The organism is Hahella sp. NS-SX17 (genome assembly GCF_057367735.1).
Map to the genome: position 1 here is coordinate 5,652,980 of NZ_CM170632.1, position 16,211 is coordinate 5,669,190.

The window sequence follows — 16,211 nt, forward strand, 5'->3', positions numbered from 1 at the left end:
ATACGGCTGTCGACACAGGGCCGACAGCAACCGTAAGCACTGCACATAGCCTATACGGGAGATTCCGGCTTGGCCAGTTGGTTTTGCGAAGAATTCTCACCTGCTGTAGCCGCACTCGTCTTTTTATCCTTGCGACCCGGCTTGACGGGAATTTCAGGCAGGCGCTCGGAAAACTTTTCCCAGGCCCAGCGCAACCAGCTAATCATAGCGAAGGCAAGCCACAGCGACCAAACCAGCATCGCCACTCGATAAAACAATACGGAAACAGTCCAGACCGACGCCGTCGGCAGCTCCCCCGTCGCCGCGTCCTGATACCAGCGCAACTGCCCCGCATACGACCCGTTACCAGCGACATAATCCGCAGGCTGACCAATCAACCCTTTGGGAATACTGGCGATCACCCATCCCAGCACAACCAGAGTCAACGTCACTAAAAGCGCGCTGTACAGCCTACGCCCCCAGCGCGGCATCCCCTGGGCCAGCTCATAGCGGTAGTTAAAAGCATAAAACCAGACCGCCAGCACCAGCAGACCTTGCACCCACCCCAAAGCCGCGCCCGCCGCCAGCACCGCCCAATGCCCCACTCCCAGAGGATTACCGCCATGCCAGCCCAGTACGGAGGCCAACAGCAACATCACCGCCAACACACCCCAGAACAAAATAGCAGGCCCCATTTGCGGACCGTTCACCCATAATGGCCACAGGCGATCCGGCAGCTGAATCTGCAGCTGTATGTTGCTTACCGGGACTGGCGTCTGCAGCGCAGGCGTTTGATAGCGCCACTGCGCGCCCTGGGTTTCCTCATGCCAGCGAACGCTCAAATGCTGCTCGCCATACCCCAGCACCACATCCACCCGGCCGGTTTCTTCGCCGCGAGCGACATTTCGCCCATCCAGTTCGACCGCATCCAGGACCGCGCCTTCCGGCAAATCAAAGCTGTAGCGCTGTGTGCGAGAGGTTCGCAGACGTATATCCGCCGTGAATTGCAACTGCTTGCCGCCAACGGTCTCAGTCAGATTCAAGCTGTCCACTGTCAGCATGCGGCCTTCCACCGCTTTGTTGGGAGAGACAGACAAAAACAAAGAGTCCCCAGGCTGGGGCCGCCATTTGGGCCGCCAGTAGCCGGACTGAATAATCTCGTAGGGCGCGGGCCCAGTGTATTCCAGACTCCACTGCTGCCCCACCAGAATCGACCAATGTTCGCTCCAGGCGTTATTGGTTGGCGCCAATAGCTCGATACGTTGCCGGAAGCTCAGATTGGACACCCACTCCAGACTCCCCTGGCGATCATCCAAGGTCACCAGCGCCCGCTGATTGCTGACGTCAATGTCGCCCGAAGTCACCGACTCTCCCATCAATAAGGGAATGCTGACCGAGATAGCGCCGCGCAGCGGAGCCATACGCTCCACCCGTGTGCGCACCCGCCACTTCAAACCAAGATCCAGCTCCCGATACACTTTAACGAACGCGGGCGCGGGCTCTTGGAACAAAGACTGACGCGACTCCGAACTACGCTGACTGACGCTGGTGCGCTCAAACTTGATATTGGAGCTCAGCAGCTCGTTGCTGCCCGCGCCTGACATAGACCAATCCGCCACTTTCGCCGAAAAACGATGTGGACGCAGGGGAAACGCCAGCTGAAACTGATCCACTTCCCGCACGCTACCTTCCAACACTACTTCCTGCACGCCTGCTTCCAACGGAATGCGCCAAACGCCATCCTCACCGGCGCTCCAACGATCCCAGCGCTTACCGTTGACAAAAACACTCTCTGGCCGCCAGAAACCGGCGCGAGCCGGGACCGGCAAAGCAATCGGCTGCAGCGAACTGACTTCCAGCGACAATGTCAGACTGTAACCATCCAGAATCAGGTTGGCGGAATTAACATCCACACAACGGGGAGTACAGGCCGGCGGCGCAGTCAAACGCTGCTCCAGGGCCTGCAACATTTCCGGGCTGGGGTAATTAGTATCGGCATGCGCCCGCTCCACAGGGGCCATCAGCGCCAGGGGAGCCAGTAACGCCAGCCCCGCCAGCTTGGTGGTGACGCCAGGTTGCGGCGAATCATTCCCGCTCCTATCGCTGCGCCCGCTGCGACGCCCCACCAGGCACGCCAACAACATGACCAACAACGCAAAATGAACAACCCTCGCAAAACCAGTCTGCACGGGACTTAGCACATACAATTTAGCGCTTTCATCGCCACTGAGCGGCCCCTGCCAGGTCAGGCTAACCTGACGCCAGCTCCAGTCCGGCACTCCAGGACCAGTGGGCGCAGGCGCTTCCGGCGCTATATCTTCAGGTTGCCGCGATTTTAGAGACATCGGCGCGCTCACTGGAACTGGCGGCGCCGACGCCAACTGCTCCTCCGCCATATAACCGCTCTCCATATCCATTTCAGTATCCGCCATGGGCGCTATCGCTCCACGGTCTACAAAGTAAACCACGCCTGAGTCTCGCTCCAGCTGGGGATAGATAGCCATACGCACCTGCGCCACGCCGTAGTTCAGCAGCATTCCCGCCAATATGAGCAAAGCCCCCCAACGCCAGGCGGTCACCAGTGTCAACATCCAGCCGGGACGAACCACCCGCAATAACGCATTGGGGATGACCAATAGCAACCACACCGCCACTGGCGCATATACTTCGTGATAGGCGAAGCCCAACGCCACTACCGTCACCAGCCCCCACACAACGCCTTCCAAGCGCGCCACTGCGGCGGTAATTAGCAACAGCAGGAACAAGTCCCACAAGGACCATCGATCAAACCAGGTTCCCGCACTGCGATCCACCCCGGAGGCGGCGAGAGGCCACCATCCCGGCGGCAGATTGACGTCACTGGAAACGTGCTCAAGCTTGAGGCTGCCGCTATCGCCGCGCCAGCCGCTGGCGGGGATGACAAAGGCCGCGGTTTCGCGCTCCACCGGCGAACTGCTGACCGCCGTCATGTCCAAGTCGGCGCGCCGCACTTCCACACCCCTGCTGGAGTCCTGACGTGACTGCGTGACCAGCTGCGCCTGCCCTGAAAGGTCCACCTTCCCTAGTTCATAGGGCGCGCCTTGCTCCAGACGCCATCCCTGAGACATTTGACCTGTCAGACGATCTCGCCAGATCCAGCGACTTTGATCAAAGGCCAACCACCCCTGGGTATGCTGACGAATACGATTCCCTGACAAGGAAGTGAGCCCCCTCTCAATTTCTTTCAGATCCAGAGGCGAACCTTCCGCCACCCGAAATGCCGGCAGAGAGCGCCACTCCTGTGGCAACAAAGTCTGCTGCGGATCGACGGCGCGCCCTTCTATTTCCACCCGGCGCAACTGTGGCTGCGTCTCCACCACCCATAATTCCGATTCCGGCCACGCCCCTCCCGGCTCAGGCTCCATAGAGAATGCGTCAGTACGATTGGTTTGCCGAAAGCGCGCCACCAGCGTCCAGGAGCCCGGGCGCACCTGAATCCGCAAGCGGCCGTCCTTTTCAATTCTTGCTGGTAAATTGCTGGTCAGAGACAACTGATCCCAGCCGGACAAACGAAAGCCGCCCAATACCTCTTCACGCTCACCGCCGGAAACATCCAGCTGCAAACGCGTTTCCAACAGCTTCGGCTCATCGTCTATCAACTTGCGGAAAACATTGATCTTCAGAGAGTCCGGCTGCAGATTGGCCTGTAGCTGGTCACGCACCAGCCACAGCGCCGAACCGCTATCCACATAGGCGCGCCCCTCCAGCGCAGCCACCGAGTTCAAACGCGTCATGGCGAAAGCTTTGGGCAACGGAATGCTTTGCGGTAAATGTTCCCAGCTAATACGCCCTTGAACCCGATAACTTCCCGGCTGCAGCCAGATAGAAGGAACTCCGTCCACATTAATGACCGCCACCCGATTACCAGACAGCTTTACCTCATGAGGCCAGAACGCCACAGATCCGGGCAGCGATAGCCAGCCTTCGTACTGGCTGTCCGCCTGAAAACGAAAGTCCAGACGGGTCAACGCCAGATCCAGCTCCAGCGCACTGAGCCACAGACACACCTTCGCTCCCGTCCCGTCATGAGTGGAGGTGCAGTCTTTATCAGTATGGTCGTGCAGCACCCAGCCGGACCAATCGGCGAGTTGCTGCGGTATATCAGGGGAAACGGCCTGGGCCGGAGAAATACAAAACAGGAAAAAGAAGCATGCGACAAGACAGGATTTCATTAATATATCCATAGCTATCAAACGGACAAAATACGATTCAAGCCGTCAAAATCTCTCAACAACAGATTCCAACGCTGTTTTTCGTATTCAGACTCCCGGGCGCCTGCAAAGTCTGTTTGGTGAAATAAGGTTGAGCAAATATAATTGAATGTCAATAACTTGCCGAGCCCAAATAGTCTGATTATGAAAAGCAAACACTTGGAAGACGCACTATTCCTGGATATCGAAGCCAGCAGCCCGGACGATGACGCCTATCCTATCTGTATCGCCTGGACCACCCCGGATGGCGACATCCAAAAGGCGTTAATCATTCCAGAAGACGATTGGGAAGATTGGGATTTTGGCTATCAGCACAGCCACGGCCTGTCCCGGGAACATTTATTTGAACAGGGCGAAACTGGCAAAGACGTCATTCGCACCCTGTCCGGCGATTTGGCTGACGCCACCGTTTACGTCGACGGCCTCGACCCGGACGCTCAGTTATTGGAGCGCCTGTTCGAAGCCTTCGATGCCGACCTGCCTTTTGAACTGGCGCGAATCACAGACTTTCTGCCAGAACTTAGCTTCGAGACTTTTCTTGAGCGTCGCCAGGAAATTCTGCTGGAAAACGGTCTTTCAGGCTTCAATGCGGAGAACAATGTTTTCGTCATGGCCGAACTGACCCGCCGCCTGCGCTGACCTTTCGGGCGGCCCAGCCGCCCTAATCCGAGCCAATCCAATAAGACCTCGCCGCACGCTGCACTTGCTCCGACAAGGGTTCGTCGCAGTCCATTTCGCGCTGAAACACCAGCTCCTGCAAATCCACCACCGCTTTGGATATATCTTCAGAAGCGGCCCGCATACGCTCTACCAGCTTCTCGCCGACTTCAGCCTCCAACACCTGCAAACGGCTACCGAACTCACCAAAAAAACCACTGATCACCCATTCCCGCAGATAAAGCGCCTGCTGCAATTGCAGCCAACGATCCTGGGGCAGCTCCAAATCGAAGATCAGCTCTTCCACCGTTTTTTCAACGCCGCCGCTTTCTATCGAGTACAGCATCCTGCGCAATTCGCGACTCCATGAATCTCCCAGTCCATGGGGACTGGCGCCGTATAAACAGGCCAATACATGCTCCAGCGCCTGCACTTCAAAAAACGCCTGCCCCAGCGCCTGCATCAACGCCCCATCCTGGTGGATAAGCTCCGGTCCCTGCAATTTTGGGAGAGCGGAGAGACTGCCGGTTGTTCCCTGACTCATTTCTCTTGCACCTTTATTATTGAATTTATTGGCCCACTCTTCGGCAGCGAAAGCCTGCCGGAGGCTAAGTAACAACATGGCGCATTGATGCGCCTGATTAATAACAATATATTACCTTTCTGAAAACCTTTGTGGCTTGTTGCTTACTCACTTCACTGCTAAGTTTTTACTGGACTGCAGATAACTTCCAGTGTCTACACGCTTTAATCAGACGCACCAGCCAGTTAAACGCGCTCACATGGAAATATCGAACAACACGAACTCAGACCTGATCTGGGACCTGGACCTGCTCGCCGACCGCAGCAGGGCTCAGGACTTCGTCCTGAAATTTGAGAACAAACTTTGCGTTTTCTCTGGCTCCGTGCGGCAAATCTACACCAATTACAGCATGCACTTCCCTGAAGACTATAACCGTAATCTGGTGATATTGCCCGACCCTTACGCTTTCCACGACACCTTCAATCATATTGAGGAGGAGGCCGTCACCCGCACCGGGTTTCACATCATCCCAGGCGAACTGATCAAGCAGAAAGGGATGTTTATGCTGATACAACCCAAAGACCCGGAAGCGCCGGCAAAGCCGATCGCTATGCGCAAAGCGCTGGAAGTGCTTAATAAAATGCGAACCGACACCGATCCCTTCCTGCCCATCCTGGTCAAAGGGGACCTAAAGCCCTTTCAGGACCAAATCCCCTGCCTGCACCTGCACCGCTTGCGCCTGCCATTGATCCATCGCGCCAGCGATTACGAAAAAAGCGAGCTGCGCCGGGTCATTCAAACGAAAATGCAGGACATCGCCACCCTGTAACCCCTGCCCATGGGTCGCAAATTGATTTGTGACGCTTTTCCGTGACTGCGCTGACCGCTTCCGTCACAATTCCGAACTATTGCGCCCTCACCCTGGCCGCAAATCGCACCGATAATAACAACTCATGGAAAGCAGGAAATAATGAAGCGCCTCATCCGTCATCCGCGTTCGATCGCAACCGTTCTCATCGCATTGGCGGTATTGCTGGCCAGCCCCGGCAGCCGCGCGGAGGGAGCAAAAGAAGGCAAGTCTTATATAGGATTAAGCGCCACCCAGTTCGATTTCAAACGGGTCGCCGGCAGCAATAGCGCCAGCGCGACAGGCGTCACGCTAAGCTACGGGACCTACCTTACCGACTACGTCAAAACCGAGTTTCGCGCTGGAATGGGGCTGGATGAGACGGAAGCCAAACCGGGACTGGATATCGGCATGGACTATTTCGCCAGCTGGTATATGGGAGCGACCTATCCCGCCACTGACTACCTGTCCGTATACGCCCTGTTCGGCTTCTCCCATATGATCGGCAAGGTCTCTAAAGACGATCCAGACGCCCACCAAAGCGTCCCCGAAGATCTTACTGACAGCAGTTTCAGCGTTAGCTATGCGCTGGGGACTGAAATCAAAGTCACCGGCGATCTCTGGGGCGTACTGGAGTTCGGGCGCATTCACCGCGATACAGAGACAGCGATCCGCACCATGCAACTTAGCGCCGGCCTGAAATACGAGTTCTAGCCCCGGCGCTTCACTCACTCAAGCGTTATGGCGTATATGCCAACACTGGTGAATCCGTTCGTTGCGCTTGAAGTCTTCAGGAATACTGGCGGAGGTATGATTCTCCACCACAAAACGCTGCTCGATGCTTGAGTCCAGCTTGAAGCGTCGGTAGTTGCAGGAAAAGATCAATACGCCTCCCGGCGCCAGCAAACGCATACAGTCCTCAATCAACCCGGCGTGATCTCGCTGAATATCCAGCACATCCTCCATTTTTTTGGAGTTGGAGAATGTGGGCGGGTCGAGAAAAATCAAATCGTAAGTATTTTTCTCTGTTTTCAGCCATTCCAGAACGTTGGCGCGCACAAAGCGATGAGAGCCATTCAATTTATTGAGCTGAAAGTTGCGCTCTGCCCAGGCCAGGTAAGTTTGTGACATATCCACACTGGTCGTGGCTGCGGCTCCGCCCGCCGCCGCATGAACGGAAGCAGCCCCCGTATAACAGAACAGGTTCAGAAAACGCTTGCCTGAGCTATGTCGTTGAATCCAGTACCGAGTCGGACGGTGATCAAGGAATAGACCGGAGTCCAGGTAGTCAGATAAATTCACCCAAAAGCGGCAACCATGCTCTTCGACCGTACGCTCTTTGCGACTGGAGTCTGTTTTCTCATACTGAAGCATGCCTTTTTGCTTCTTGCGCTGCTTGAGAAACAACCCGGCGCCATCAATCCCCAGCACCGCCGGCGTTACTTCCAGAACATCCAGCAGACGCTGTCGCGCCTTTTCTTCATCCACCGACTTGGGCGGCGCATACTCCTGAACAATAATCCCGCTGTCATACCAGTCGATGGCGACAGCGTACTCCGGCATATCCGCATCATAGATACGGTACGCGCTAAGCTGCTGTTTCTTCGCCCACTTGCTCCACTTCGCAAAGTTCTTGGTCAGACGATTACGAAACATCTGCGCCTGCTCAGAAATGCCCTCCAGAGAGGCGTTCTGCGGCCTGCGCGGCGCTTCCGCCTCCGGTCTGTTACCGTACACGTCGAACAAATAGAGGGTCGTGGCCAAGGGGCCGTTATAGAGATGGTACTGCTTGTCCGCCCGCAACCCGATTTCTTTCGCCAGGTTGACGCTGGAAGTGAAGATTCCCGCCTTCCATTCGCCATAGGCGGTTTTCAGTCTGCGCCCCAACGCCCGGTACAGCGACCGCAGTTCCAGCTCCTGCCCCAAACGCTCGCCATAGGGAGGGTTACACACCAGCAGACGCTGACCGCACCCTTCTGTTTCCGGGGTAAACTCCATCGCGCTTGCGGTTTCCAGTTTCACCCAGCGATCAAGCCCGGCGCGAGACAAGTTACGCTTGGCGGTACGGATCGCGGTGGGATTCAGGTCACAGCCATATATGGCGCCGCGCCAGCGTCGCTTGCCAAGCACCGCTTTCTCCATCGCCTCTTCATAAACGCCACTCCAGACTACGGGATCATGCCAGGGCGCTTTTTCAAACAGGAAGTGCGGGTTCAGCAGCCCCGGCGCGATATTCATCGCAATCATCGCCGCCTCCACCACCAGAGTGCCGGAGCCGCACATGGGATCGACGAAACAGCCATCTTCTCCACATATCTCAGGCCAACCTGCGCGATAAAGTATCGCCGCCGCCAGGTTCTCCTTTAATGGGGCCGCCGCGCCCTCTTGCCGATATCCACGCTGGTGCAGACTTCTACCCGCCAAATCCAGGCCCAATGTAATGGTTTTCGCCAGATTCAACTGCACTGTCTGCACGCCGGAGCGCTTGTCGATAACCGGCAACGCCAGGTCACGGGCGCGGAAATGGTCGTTGATGGCGTCTTTGACCACTTGGGCGCCAAAACGCGAGTGCCGGATATCCCCGCTGGAGCCAAAGGCGGCAATCCAGTAGCTTTCCCCGGGACGCAGGTGCTCACTCCAGTTCACATCGGATGCAGCCTGATACAAACCGTCCCGGGTGGCGGTGCGGGTAGACTGCAATAGTCGCAATACCCGGTTAGCCAGTCTCGACCCCAGGCAAACCCGGTACACCCCTGCAAGATCCGCCTTCGCCTCAACCCCCGCGGGGTTGGTTTTGAGCACTTCCGCACCCAATGCCTTCAGTTCGTCAGCGAGCACATACTCCAGCCCTTTGGGACAGCTCGCAAACAGTGAAAATTCATTCATATTCCTACGCCGTTACAAATCGTTGCATATCAAGGATTAAAGACGGTCCTAGGGCGATCAAGCGCTTAACCGGATTTAATTCCACAAAACTATAAAAAAACCGTCACATAGATGAAATAATTTGTGTACATCGAAATTAAATTTGGCTTAACTTGAAAGTGTAGCGCTATTAATTTGATATATATCCTCTCGCACAAGATCAGACGATAAGGAGATGCTTTCTAGTCCAAATTCCGATTCAACTGTTAATCTGTTTGAATTCCTGTCTAACCCAGAAATTGGTGAGGTCATTAAAGAATGAGAAGACAGAAGCGCGATATGTTCGAAAGAGCGTACCTCAAGGGTTACCGTGCCGGCGTAAGCGGCCGGTCAAAAGATTTATGTCCCGCCGCCAATCCCCATATGCGTCAAGAGTGGATTAACGGCTGGCGCGACGGCCGAGCGGACCATTGGGATGGTTACACCGGCGTATCCGGGATACACAGAAGCCCTGGCGTAGCATCCTGATTCACCTAAACACTCATTCGTAAAGGAGGGGTTCACCCAACCCCATTTAGGCCCGCAACGCGGGCCTTTTCATTGGCGAATTCAACTATCCAGGCCGCCAATCGCCTCAGCCGCTTCCCGCACTAATACCGGCCCTCGATAAATCAGACCACTGTATACCTGCACCAGACTCGCGCCCGCCCGCACTTTATCCGCAGCATCCTGGCCGCTCATTACGCCGCCGGACGCAATGACAGGAATACGACCTTCCAGCGCCGCGCACAGTTCTTTCACCACATGGGTGGAGCGTTTGGTCAGCGGTGCGCCGCTTAAGCCGCCCTGTTCTTTTCCGTGAACCAGACTCTCGACACCCTCACGCGACAAGGTGGTATTCGTGGCGATAGCGCCATCCATGTTGTAGTCCAGCAGAGTGCGCGCGACCATATGCACCTCGTCGTCAGACATGTCTGGCGCGATTTTCACAACAAACGGCACATAGCGCCCGTGCTGTTGATTCAAACGCTCCTGACAGTCCTTGATTTCCTGCAGCATGCTGCGCAAGGAGTCGCCGAACTGGAGTGCGCGCAATCCAGGCGTATTGGGCGAAGAGATGTTGATCGTGATATAGGAAGCGTAGGGATACACCTTATTGATGCAGGTGATATAGTCCGAAGCGGCTTCCTCAGCGGGAGTGTCTTTGTTCTTTCCGACGTTGACGCCAATCACCCCATCATATTTCTTCTTGCGCAAACGCTCCGCCATGTAATCAACGCCGTAATTGTTGAATCCCATGCGGTTGATAATCGCGTTGCGTTCCTCCAGGCGAAAAAGGCGCGGCAGTGGGTTGCCGTCCTGAGGCTTCGGAGTCACTGTACCAACTTCGATAAAGCCGAAACCCAGTTTACTCAGGCCATCTATGTAATCGCCATTTTTATCCAGCCCCGCCGCCAGACCGACCGCATTAGGGAAGGTTATTCCCATCAACTCCACCGGACGTGAGAACATAGACGGCATAAACATTCCCAACACGCCGGCGTTATCGGCCATTTTAAGCATTTTCAGGGAAATGTTATGGGAGGCTTCCGCCGGAAGGCGAAACAGAAACTGTCGGGCTAACTTATATGACATAAGGCTATTCCACTGCTGTAGAACAGTTTAAAAGAGGGGTGAACTTCAGGCGCGGTATTATAACCAACCAGAATCGCATTAAAAGGTTTATTTCCCATTACCGGCGGCTCCCATATCCGCACCCACTCACTGCGAAATGCAACTTCACATTGCGTTTTGCACTAATTTTGACCACCTCTAACTACATGTTGGGGATATCTGTGACAGAACTGTAATTTATCCACTAAATCTGTGGATAACTTTGTTAATATCGGTAGGGAAAAATCTCAGACCCCACGAAAATACAGCCTCCCCAGCAAATTGATTAAATTTTAACCAGTTATTTTTTGCGCTTAAATTTCAACCACTTAATAACCCCGCCCTCGCAGATTCGAGAGTGGCGTCTCTTTTTCCACCGCGACAAAAAGTATAAATACCTCAAATTCGCCGCTTAGGATAAGCGCGACACGGGAACACCCCCGCCAACTTTTCAGCTGATTTGCAGGTAAGTTATTCATTTACAGCACAACTTGAGTTATCCACACCCTTGGCGACAAAAAGAAAGGGAGCTGTCGCTCCCTTTCTTTTCTCGGTCTGAATTTATTGAAATCTAGGTTTAATCGATAATCGCAATGGCGGATATCAGATAAAGTTCAGAGCCATTTCGTTTACGCCGCAACGTACTACTTTCAACGGCACTGTCGGACTGCGCTCCTGCAACAAGCCAACGACTTTCAGTGAAACCAAGTCTCCGACCCGGGCGTCGCCGACAAAATCGCCGGTCACCAACACGCCACCTTCGGAAAGATCGACTGTTTTCAACTCGTGGAGCCCTGTCACAGGGTGATCAAGCAGAACGCTCATCGACGCGGGTAGTCGTTCAAAACGACGCCTTTCTGTGGGGGAACTCATAATGTGCACCTTTTCCGCTATTTATTATGGTTATTTTTTGACCAGTATAAAAAATTTAAAGCCCCTGGTTCAACTATTATCCTTAGCCTGATCCCACGCAGCGTCCATCTCCTCCGCAGGATAGTCGGAACATGCTACAATTCTTCATCGCTCTCTCGATAAAGCTTTGTAAAACAGCAGCATGACATACTCCACTCCTGCCGAAAAGACCCGCGCAGCCCATCGCGTAACACTGATCGGGATGATTTTGGACATTACTCTTGGGCTGCTAAAGATTATTGTCGGCGTCCTTGCCCAATCTCACGCTTTAGTCGCTGACGGCATTCATTCGTTTACTGACGCCGGAACGGATATTCTGGTGATCATCATCACCCGCTATTCCCACCAGAAGCCAGATCAAGAGCACCCTTACGGCCACGGAAAATTCGAAACGCTGGGTACGGTCGTGCTGGGCTCCATGCTCATCGCCGTCGCCGGAGCCATGGCTTACGACAGTGTTCTGCGCCTCCTCGAGAAAGGCGATCACATTACACCAGGCTGGCCCGCGTTACTGGTGGCGGGTTTATCTATCGCCGGTAAAGAATGGATATATCGCTATACCCTGGACGTTGGCAAGAAGCTACGCTCAGACTTGATCATCGCCAATGCTTGGCACTCACGCAGCGATGCTCTTTCTTCTATTGTCGTCCTCATCGCTTTACTCGGCGTGATCGCTGGATTCCCATGGCTTGATGCTGTTGCGGCGATCATTGTGGCTATCCTAATTGGCAAAATCGGCATTGAGCTGGCGGGAAAAAGCGTCAAAGAACTGGTGGAAACGGCCCTACCGGAAGAGCAGGTCCGTTCATTGAAAGAGGTTGCATTGTCTGTAGAGGGCGTGCGTGGAGTTCATGACTTACGCGGTCGCTATGTTGGACCGGAAGTAGTCATTGACCTGCACTTACAGGTGGACGCAGCACTGAGCGTATCCGAAGGACATTATATTGGGGTACATGTCGCCAGGAAGATCAGAGAGCAATTCGAACATATCAGCGACATCACCTACCACATTGACACGGAGAACGATACGGATGGAAAAAAACGCGCAGGCTCTCCGCTCCTGCCATTACGTCATGACGTGACGGAAACTCTACTGCAGCGCTGGCGCGATCTGGCGCCGAAAGACACCATAAAAAGACTGATTCTGCACTACATCAACGGCAAAGTGCATGTAGAGGTAATGATCACTGGAACCAACGGCAGTCTTCCACCCGGAATAACAGAGAGCATGCGCCAGCGCACTGCAGACTTGCCCTGGCTCGGCGATATCAAAGTCTGGCGGGAAGAGCCCTAGGGCCAGCGGCAAGCAACAGGTCTCCCCCTTCCAGCCCCCCCTTGTTAAGGCCCCAGTATGCGCTTTTTCTCCGCCTCAAACTCTTCTTGCGTAAGAGCCCCAGCGTCCAACAACTCCTTCAGCTTTTTAATCCGACTGAGATTATCCTCAATCGCGGGGTTGGGCGCCGTAAAGTCAGCATCGCTGGCTGGAGAAGGACCGGAAGCAGCGGAAAAGGCGTTAAACTGAAAACTCCCTACAGAAGGAGAAGGCTCCTTCTCCTTATCCACCAGCCCCAGAAAACCGCCAATCTTGCGCAGCACCAGTTTCAGGAATCGCCATAATTTCGGCAGCAACCAGATCGCCAACACAATAAACAGCCCCAGTAGCACCAGGAAAATAAAGGGGTGATTCAGCGCCGCCCACAAACCAGCCAAAACCATGACGTCTTCGCCAATCGAGGCCGCCCAATTGGTGAACGGCTCAGGAGAAGTATTAATCGCCAGGCGCGTTCCGGCCTTCGTAGCGTGAGACGTCGCCGCCATTGAAGCGCCGACCAATCCAGCCGCGATCTGCAACGCCGGTGAAATTTCACCCACTGCGCCCGCCGCCAGCACAGCGCCGGCAGGAATACGAATAAAGGTATGCAGCGCGTCCCAACCACTGTCCACGCCAGGGGTTTTGTCCGCGAAGAACTCCACGCAGTACATGAATCCAGCCGCAGCGATCACCAACGGATCTTGCAGGGTCTGCAAGCCTGGCGGCAAATCAATATGTCCGGTAGCGCCACCAAGCCCCAGCATTAGCACCGCAGCGTACAGGTTCACGCCACTAGCCCAGGAAACGCCCATCATTAATGCAATTGTGGAGACCAAACTCTCATAGGTTTCCATTAAACCACCTCAACCACTATGGGTTTATTCACATCCCCCTGCCGCATGACTGCCAACAGGCGGAATTTTCATAACTAACGCCATTACATCCTTTCTTAACTGAACACTGGCTGAATTCGCCTTCAAGTTCCAGTCTGTCAGGCGGAGAATCCTTTCCACCATATCCACAGCAAACGCAGCGCCAACAAAGTCAGTACCCACTTAAACAACGACTTAAAACGCGCTTCTGGCAATTTACCAAGAATCTTCAGGCCAGCTTTCGTCCCCAGGAATCCCGCCAGCACCATTAATCCAAGCAATAGCGCCCAAGGAGTGAAAACGAAGCCCGCCAAGCCGAATACCAAAATTTTCAACAAGTGTTGCACCGTCATACAGCTTGAAAAGTTGGCAGTATAGGTCCACCGATCAACGCCGCTACGTCCAAGCCAGGCGGACACCAAAGGCCCGGTGGCCCCAACGATCATAGTAGCAAGCGTCGTCAACAGGCCTCCGCTAAATAAGCCTGCGCCAGTTTTACCCAGCCCCAGCTCAGGGATGGGGCCCCAACACAACCAGATAATGAATAGCGCCACCAGAGGGGGAATCCAGGCGGGGTCGACGCGCCCCAATAGCCAGACCGCAGCAAACGCAGCCACAAGCGCCCCGCTTAAAAAGAAGGCAACCGTACGCAGCTGAATATGCTTACGAGTGAGGGTCGCACGACTGGCGTTGGACCCCATTTGTACAATGCCATGCAAAGGAATCAATGCTAACGGCGGCACAATATCCGCCATCACTGCGATAAGAAAAGCGCCGCCGCCTACACCAAGCGCGGCGGTCAACATCGAGCCCAGAAAACTGCCCCCTAACAGCGTTGCGACTTCGAGCCAGGAAAGGCCCGCAAACCATTCCGTCATAAACCAGCGCTGTCGCCAATGGAGAGAGATGCTGTTCGCGAGTCGCCCTCCTCCGACATTTGCGCCCGTTGCAGCGTAGATTCACTCAACTGTTTACCAGCGCGAGCCCCCAGCTGCTTGAGCTTTTCCACCCGGGTAATCAAGTTGCCTCGCCCCGTGGCCAGGCGCCCCATAGCGGTATCATAGGCGCCTTGCGTCTGCTGCAGGCGCTGACCAATCTCTTCCAGATCCTGTACGAAGTTGACGAACTTGTCGTACAGAAAACCCGCCTGCCGCGCAATTTCCTGCGCATTTTGCGACTGATGCTCATAGCGCCAGATATTGTGAATGGTGCGCAAAGTAGCGAGAAGCGTCGAAGGAGAGACGATCACAACGTTCTGCTGAAAGGCTTCATTGAACAGGCTTTGATCCCCCTGGACCGCTGCCGCAAAGGCCCCTTCGATTGGGATAAACAACAGCACAAAATCCAATGAATTCAGACCTAACGCGTCTTGATAACGCTTACCGCTCAATCCTTTTATATGCTGTCGCACAGACAGCACGTGCTGTTTCAGATAGTCAATTCGGGCGCTGTCGTCCGCTGCGTTATGGTACTGCTCATAAGCCACCAGACTGACTTTTGAGTCGACGACGACATTTTTGTTTTCCGGAAGACGAATAATCACATCTGGTTGAATACGACGCCCGGCCTCGTTCCTTTGAGCGCTCTGCACCTCGTACTCCCTCCCTTTCACCAGCCCTGAACGCTCCAGGATTCGCTCCAGAATCACTTCCCCCCATGATCCTGCCGCTTTATTGTCACCTTTCAGCGCATTGGTCAACTTGATGGCGTCATCACTGATGCGCTCATTCAAAGTTTGCAGCTTCTTGATTTCCGCAGACAACGAGAAACGCTGCTGCGCCTCCTTGTCGTACACGTCTTCCACTTTCTTACGGAAGTCATTCAACTGTGTATTCAAGGGATCGAGAATGGTCTTCAGATTGTTCTGGCTGAACTCGGACAGTTTCTGTGTGCTACTTTCGAAGATGCGATTCGCCAAAAGCTGAAATTCCTGCGTCAGCGCCTCACGCGACGCTTCCAACAACTTCAGCTTCTCCTGATGATGCAACTGTTCCTTCGCTGCGGCGGTTTTCAAGGACGCCAGCTCACTCTGAGCGGCGCTAAGCGCCTGCGTTAACTCAGACAAATCAGCCTCTTTGTCTCTGGTCGCCGCCTCCGCGCTGACATAACGCTCATGGATAGACTCCATCCGCGCTTTCACCGCAGCGTTACTTTGTTGTAGCAAACCAACTTCCCGCTGCAGGGACTCACAGCGCTGCGTTTTTTCCGCACACGCATTCTGAAGACGCGCCACTTCGTCTTCACGAGCCAAAAGTTTTTCCATTATTTGAGCATTGCTCAGCTCAAGCTCTCTTCGCCGCCGGCGTTGCCTCACTAGCCCCAACAGAGCCAGAAGCGCGAG

13 protein-coding genes are annotated in these 16,211 nt (G+C 54.6%); 5 read left to right on the forward strand and 8 right to left on the reverse strand.

Going from position 1 to position 16,211, the window contains the following annotated elements:
- Window positions 1-50: 50 nt before the first annotated feature.
- Window positions 51-4,190, reverse strand: a complete 4,140-nt coding sequence (locus AC2IBB_RS25170) for a hypothetical protein (protein WP_486329459.1) — start codon at window positions 4,188-4,190, stop codon at window positions 51-53.
- 183 nt (window positions 4,191-4,373) lie between these two features.
- Here AC2IBB_RS25170 and AC2IBB_RS25175 point away from each other — a divergent pair, with 183 nt between their 5' ends.
- Window positions 4,374-4,868 carry a hypothetical protein gene (locus AC2IBB_RS25175; protein WP_486329460.1) on the forward strand — a complete coding sequence of 165 codons (495 nt, stop codon included), beginning with the start codon at window positions 4,374-4,376 and terminating at the stop codon, window positions 4,866-4,868.
- Between the two features lie 22 nt (window positions 4,869-4,890).
- Here AC2IBB_RS25175 and AC2IBB_RS25180 read toward each other — a convergent pair whose 3' ends face one another.
- Window positions 4,891-5,430 (reverse strand): hypothetical protein, encoded by a 540-nt coding sequence (locus AC2IBB_RS25180; protein ID WP_486329461.1) that lies wholly within the window; start codon window positions 5,428-5,430, stop codon window positions 4,891-4,893.
- Window positions 5,431-5,668: 238 nt separating this feature from the next.
- Between AC2IBB_RS25180 and AC2IBB_RS25185 the strand changes: the two genes are divergently transcribed.
- Entirely contained in the window at window positions 5,669-6,238 is a 570-nt protein-coding gene (locus AC2IBB_RS25185) for a hypothetical protein (RefSeq protein WP_486329462.1), read from the forward strand.
- Between the two features lie 141 nt (window positions 6,239-6,379).
- A complete protein-coding gene (locus AC2IBB_RS25190) occupies window positions 6,380-6,970 on the forward strand; it encodes a porin family protein (RefSeq protein ID WP_486329463.1) in 591 nt (196 codons plus the stop codon).
- An 18-nt stretch (window positions 6,971-6,988) separates the two neighbouring features.
- Here the strand turns inward: AC2IBB_RS25190 and rlmKL are convergent, their stop codons facing one another.
- Window positions 6,989-9,142 carry a bifunctional 23S rRNA (guanine(2069)-N(7))-methyltransferase RlmK/23S rRNA (guanine(2445)-N(2))-methyltransferase RlmL gene (rlmKL, locus tag AC2IBB_RS25195; protein WP_486329464.1) on the reverse strand — a complete coding sequence of 718 codons (2,154 nt, stop codon included), beginning with the start codon at window positions 9,140-9,142 and terminating at the stop codon, window positions 6,989-6,991.
- Between the two features lie 297 nt (window positions 9,143-9,439).
- Between rlmKL and rmf the strand changes: the two genes are divergently transcribed.
- Window positions 9,440-9,649 carry a ribosome modulation factor gene (gene rmf, locus AC2IBB_RS25200; protein ID WP_486329465.1) on the forward strand — a complete coding sequence of 70 codons (210 nt, stop codon included), beginning with the start codon at window positions 9,440-9,442 and terminating at the stop codon, window positions 9,647-9,649.
- Between the two features lie 81 nt (window positions 9,650-9,730).
- Here the strand turns inward: rmf and AC2IBB_RS25205 are convergent, their stop codons facing one another.
- Both AC2IBB_RS25205 and AC2IBB_RS25210 read right to left on the reverse strand, forming a co-directional pair.
- The gene (locus tag AC2IBB_RS25205; protein WP_486329466.1) at window positions 9,731-10,756 is read right to left on the reverse strand and encodes a quinone-dependent dihydroorotate dehydrogenase; all 1,026 of its coding nucleotides are present in this window, start codon (window positions 10,754-10,756) and stop codon (window positions 9,731-9,733) included.
- Between the two features lie 621 nt (window positions 10,757-11,377).
- Complete coding sequence (locus AC2IBB_RS25210) at window positions 11,378-11,647, reverse strand: PilZ domain-containing protein (protein WP_486329467.1); 270 nt, start codon at window positions 11,645-11,647, stop codon at window positions 11,378-11,380.
- A gap of 181 nt (window positions 11,648-11,828) precedes the next feature.
- Between AC2IBB_RS25210 and AC2IBB_RS25215 the strand changes: the two genes are divergently transcribed.
- On the forward strand, window positions 11,829-12,980 hold the full coding sequence (locus tag AC2IBB_RS25215; RefSeq protein ID WP_486329468.1) for a cation diffusion facilitator family transporter: 1,152 nt from the start codon (window positions 11,829-11,831) through the stop codon (window positions 12,978-12,980).
- Window positions 12,981-13,024: 44 nt separating this feature from the next.
- Here the strand turns inward: AC2IBB_RS25215 and AC2IBB_RS25220 are convergent, their stop codons facing one another.
- From AC2IBB_RS25220 to AC2IBB_RS25230, 3 genes are all read right to left on the reverse strand, one after another.
- Complete coding sequence (locus AC2IBB_RS25220; RefSeq protein ID WP_486329469.1) at window positions 13,025-13,852, reverse strand: DUF4126 family protein; 828 nt, start codon at window positions 13,850-13,852, stop codon at window positions 13,025-13,027.
- A gap of 137 nt (window positions 13,853-13,989) precedes the next feature.
- Window positions 13,990-14,748 carry a TSUP family transporter gene (locus tag AC2IBB_RS25225; RefSeq protein ID WP_486329470.1) on the reverse strand — a complete coding sequence of 253 codons (759 nt, stop codon included), beginning with the start codon at window positions 14,746-14,748 and terminating at the stop codon, window positions 13,990-13,992.
- Complete coding sequence (locus AC2IBB_RS25230; RefSeq protein ID WP_486329471.1) at window positions 14,745-16,133, reverse strand: DNA recombination protein RmuC; 1,389 nt, start codon at window positions 16,131-16,133, stop codon at window positions 14,745-14,747. Before AC2IBB_RS25230 ends, AC2IBB_RS25225 begins: the two co-directional genes overlap by 4 nt.
- Between the last annotated feature and the right edge of the window lie 78 nt (window positions 16,134-16,211).

Excerpts from the sequence above, each read along its gene's own strand:
- AC2IBB_RS25170 (WP_486329459.1), bottom strand. The coding sequence starts at position 4,190 with ATGAAATCCTGTCTTGTCGCATGCTTCTTTTTCCTGTTTTGTATTTCT.
- AC2IBB_RS25175 (WP_486329460.1), top strand. The coding sequence starts at position 4,374 with ATGAAAAGCAAACACTTGGAAGACGCACTATTCCTGGATATCGAAGCC.
- AC2IBB_RS25180 (WP_486329461.1), bottom strand. The coding sequence starts at position 5,430 with ATGAGTCAGGGAACAACCGGCAGTCTCTCCGCTCTCCCAAAATTGCAG.
- AC2IBB_RS25185 (WP_486329462.1), top strand. The coding sequence starts at position 5,669 with ATGGAAATATCGAACAACACGAACTCAGACCTGATCTGGGACCTGGAC.
- AC2IBB_RS25190 (WP_486329463.1), top strand. The coding sequence starts at position 6,380 with ATGAAGCGCCTCATCCGTCATCCGCGTTCGATCGCAACCGTTCTCATC.
- rlmKL (WP_486329464.1), bottom strand. The coding sequence starts at position 9,142 with ATGAATGAATTTTCACTGTTTGCGAGCTGTCCCAAAGGGCTGGAGTAT.
- rmf (WP_486329465.1), top strand. The coding sequence starts at position 9,440 with ATGAGAAGACAGAAGCGCGATATGTTCGAAAGAGCGTACCTCAAGGGT.
- AC2IBB_RS25205 (WP_486329466.1), bottom strand. The coding sequence starts at position 10,756 with ATGTCATATAAGTTAGCCCGACAGTTTCTGTTTCGCCTTCCGGCGGAA.
- AC2IBB_RS25210 (WP_486329467.1), bottom strand. The coding sequence starts at position 11,647 with ATGAGTTCCCCCACAGAAAGGCGTCGTTTTGAACGACTACCCGCGTCG.
- AC2IBB_RS25215 (WP_486329468.1), top strand. The coding sequence starts at position 11,829 with ATGACATACTCCACTCCTGCCGAAAAGACCCGCGCAGCCCATCGCGTA.
- AC2IBB_RS25220 (WP_486329469.1), bottom strand. The coding sequence starts at position 13,852 with ATGGAAACCTATGAGAGTTTGGTCTCCACAATTGCATTAATGATGGGC.
- AC2IBB_RS25225 (WP_486329470.1), bottom strand. The coding sequence starts at position 14,748 with ATGACGGAATGGTTTGCGGGCCTTTCCTGGCTCGAAGTCGCAACGCTG.
- AC2IBB_RS25230 (WP_486329471.1), bottom strand. The coding sequence starts at position 16,133 with ATGGAAAAACTTTTGGCTCGTGAAGACGAAGTGGCGCGTCTTCAGAAT.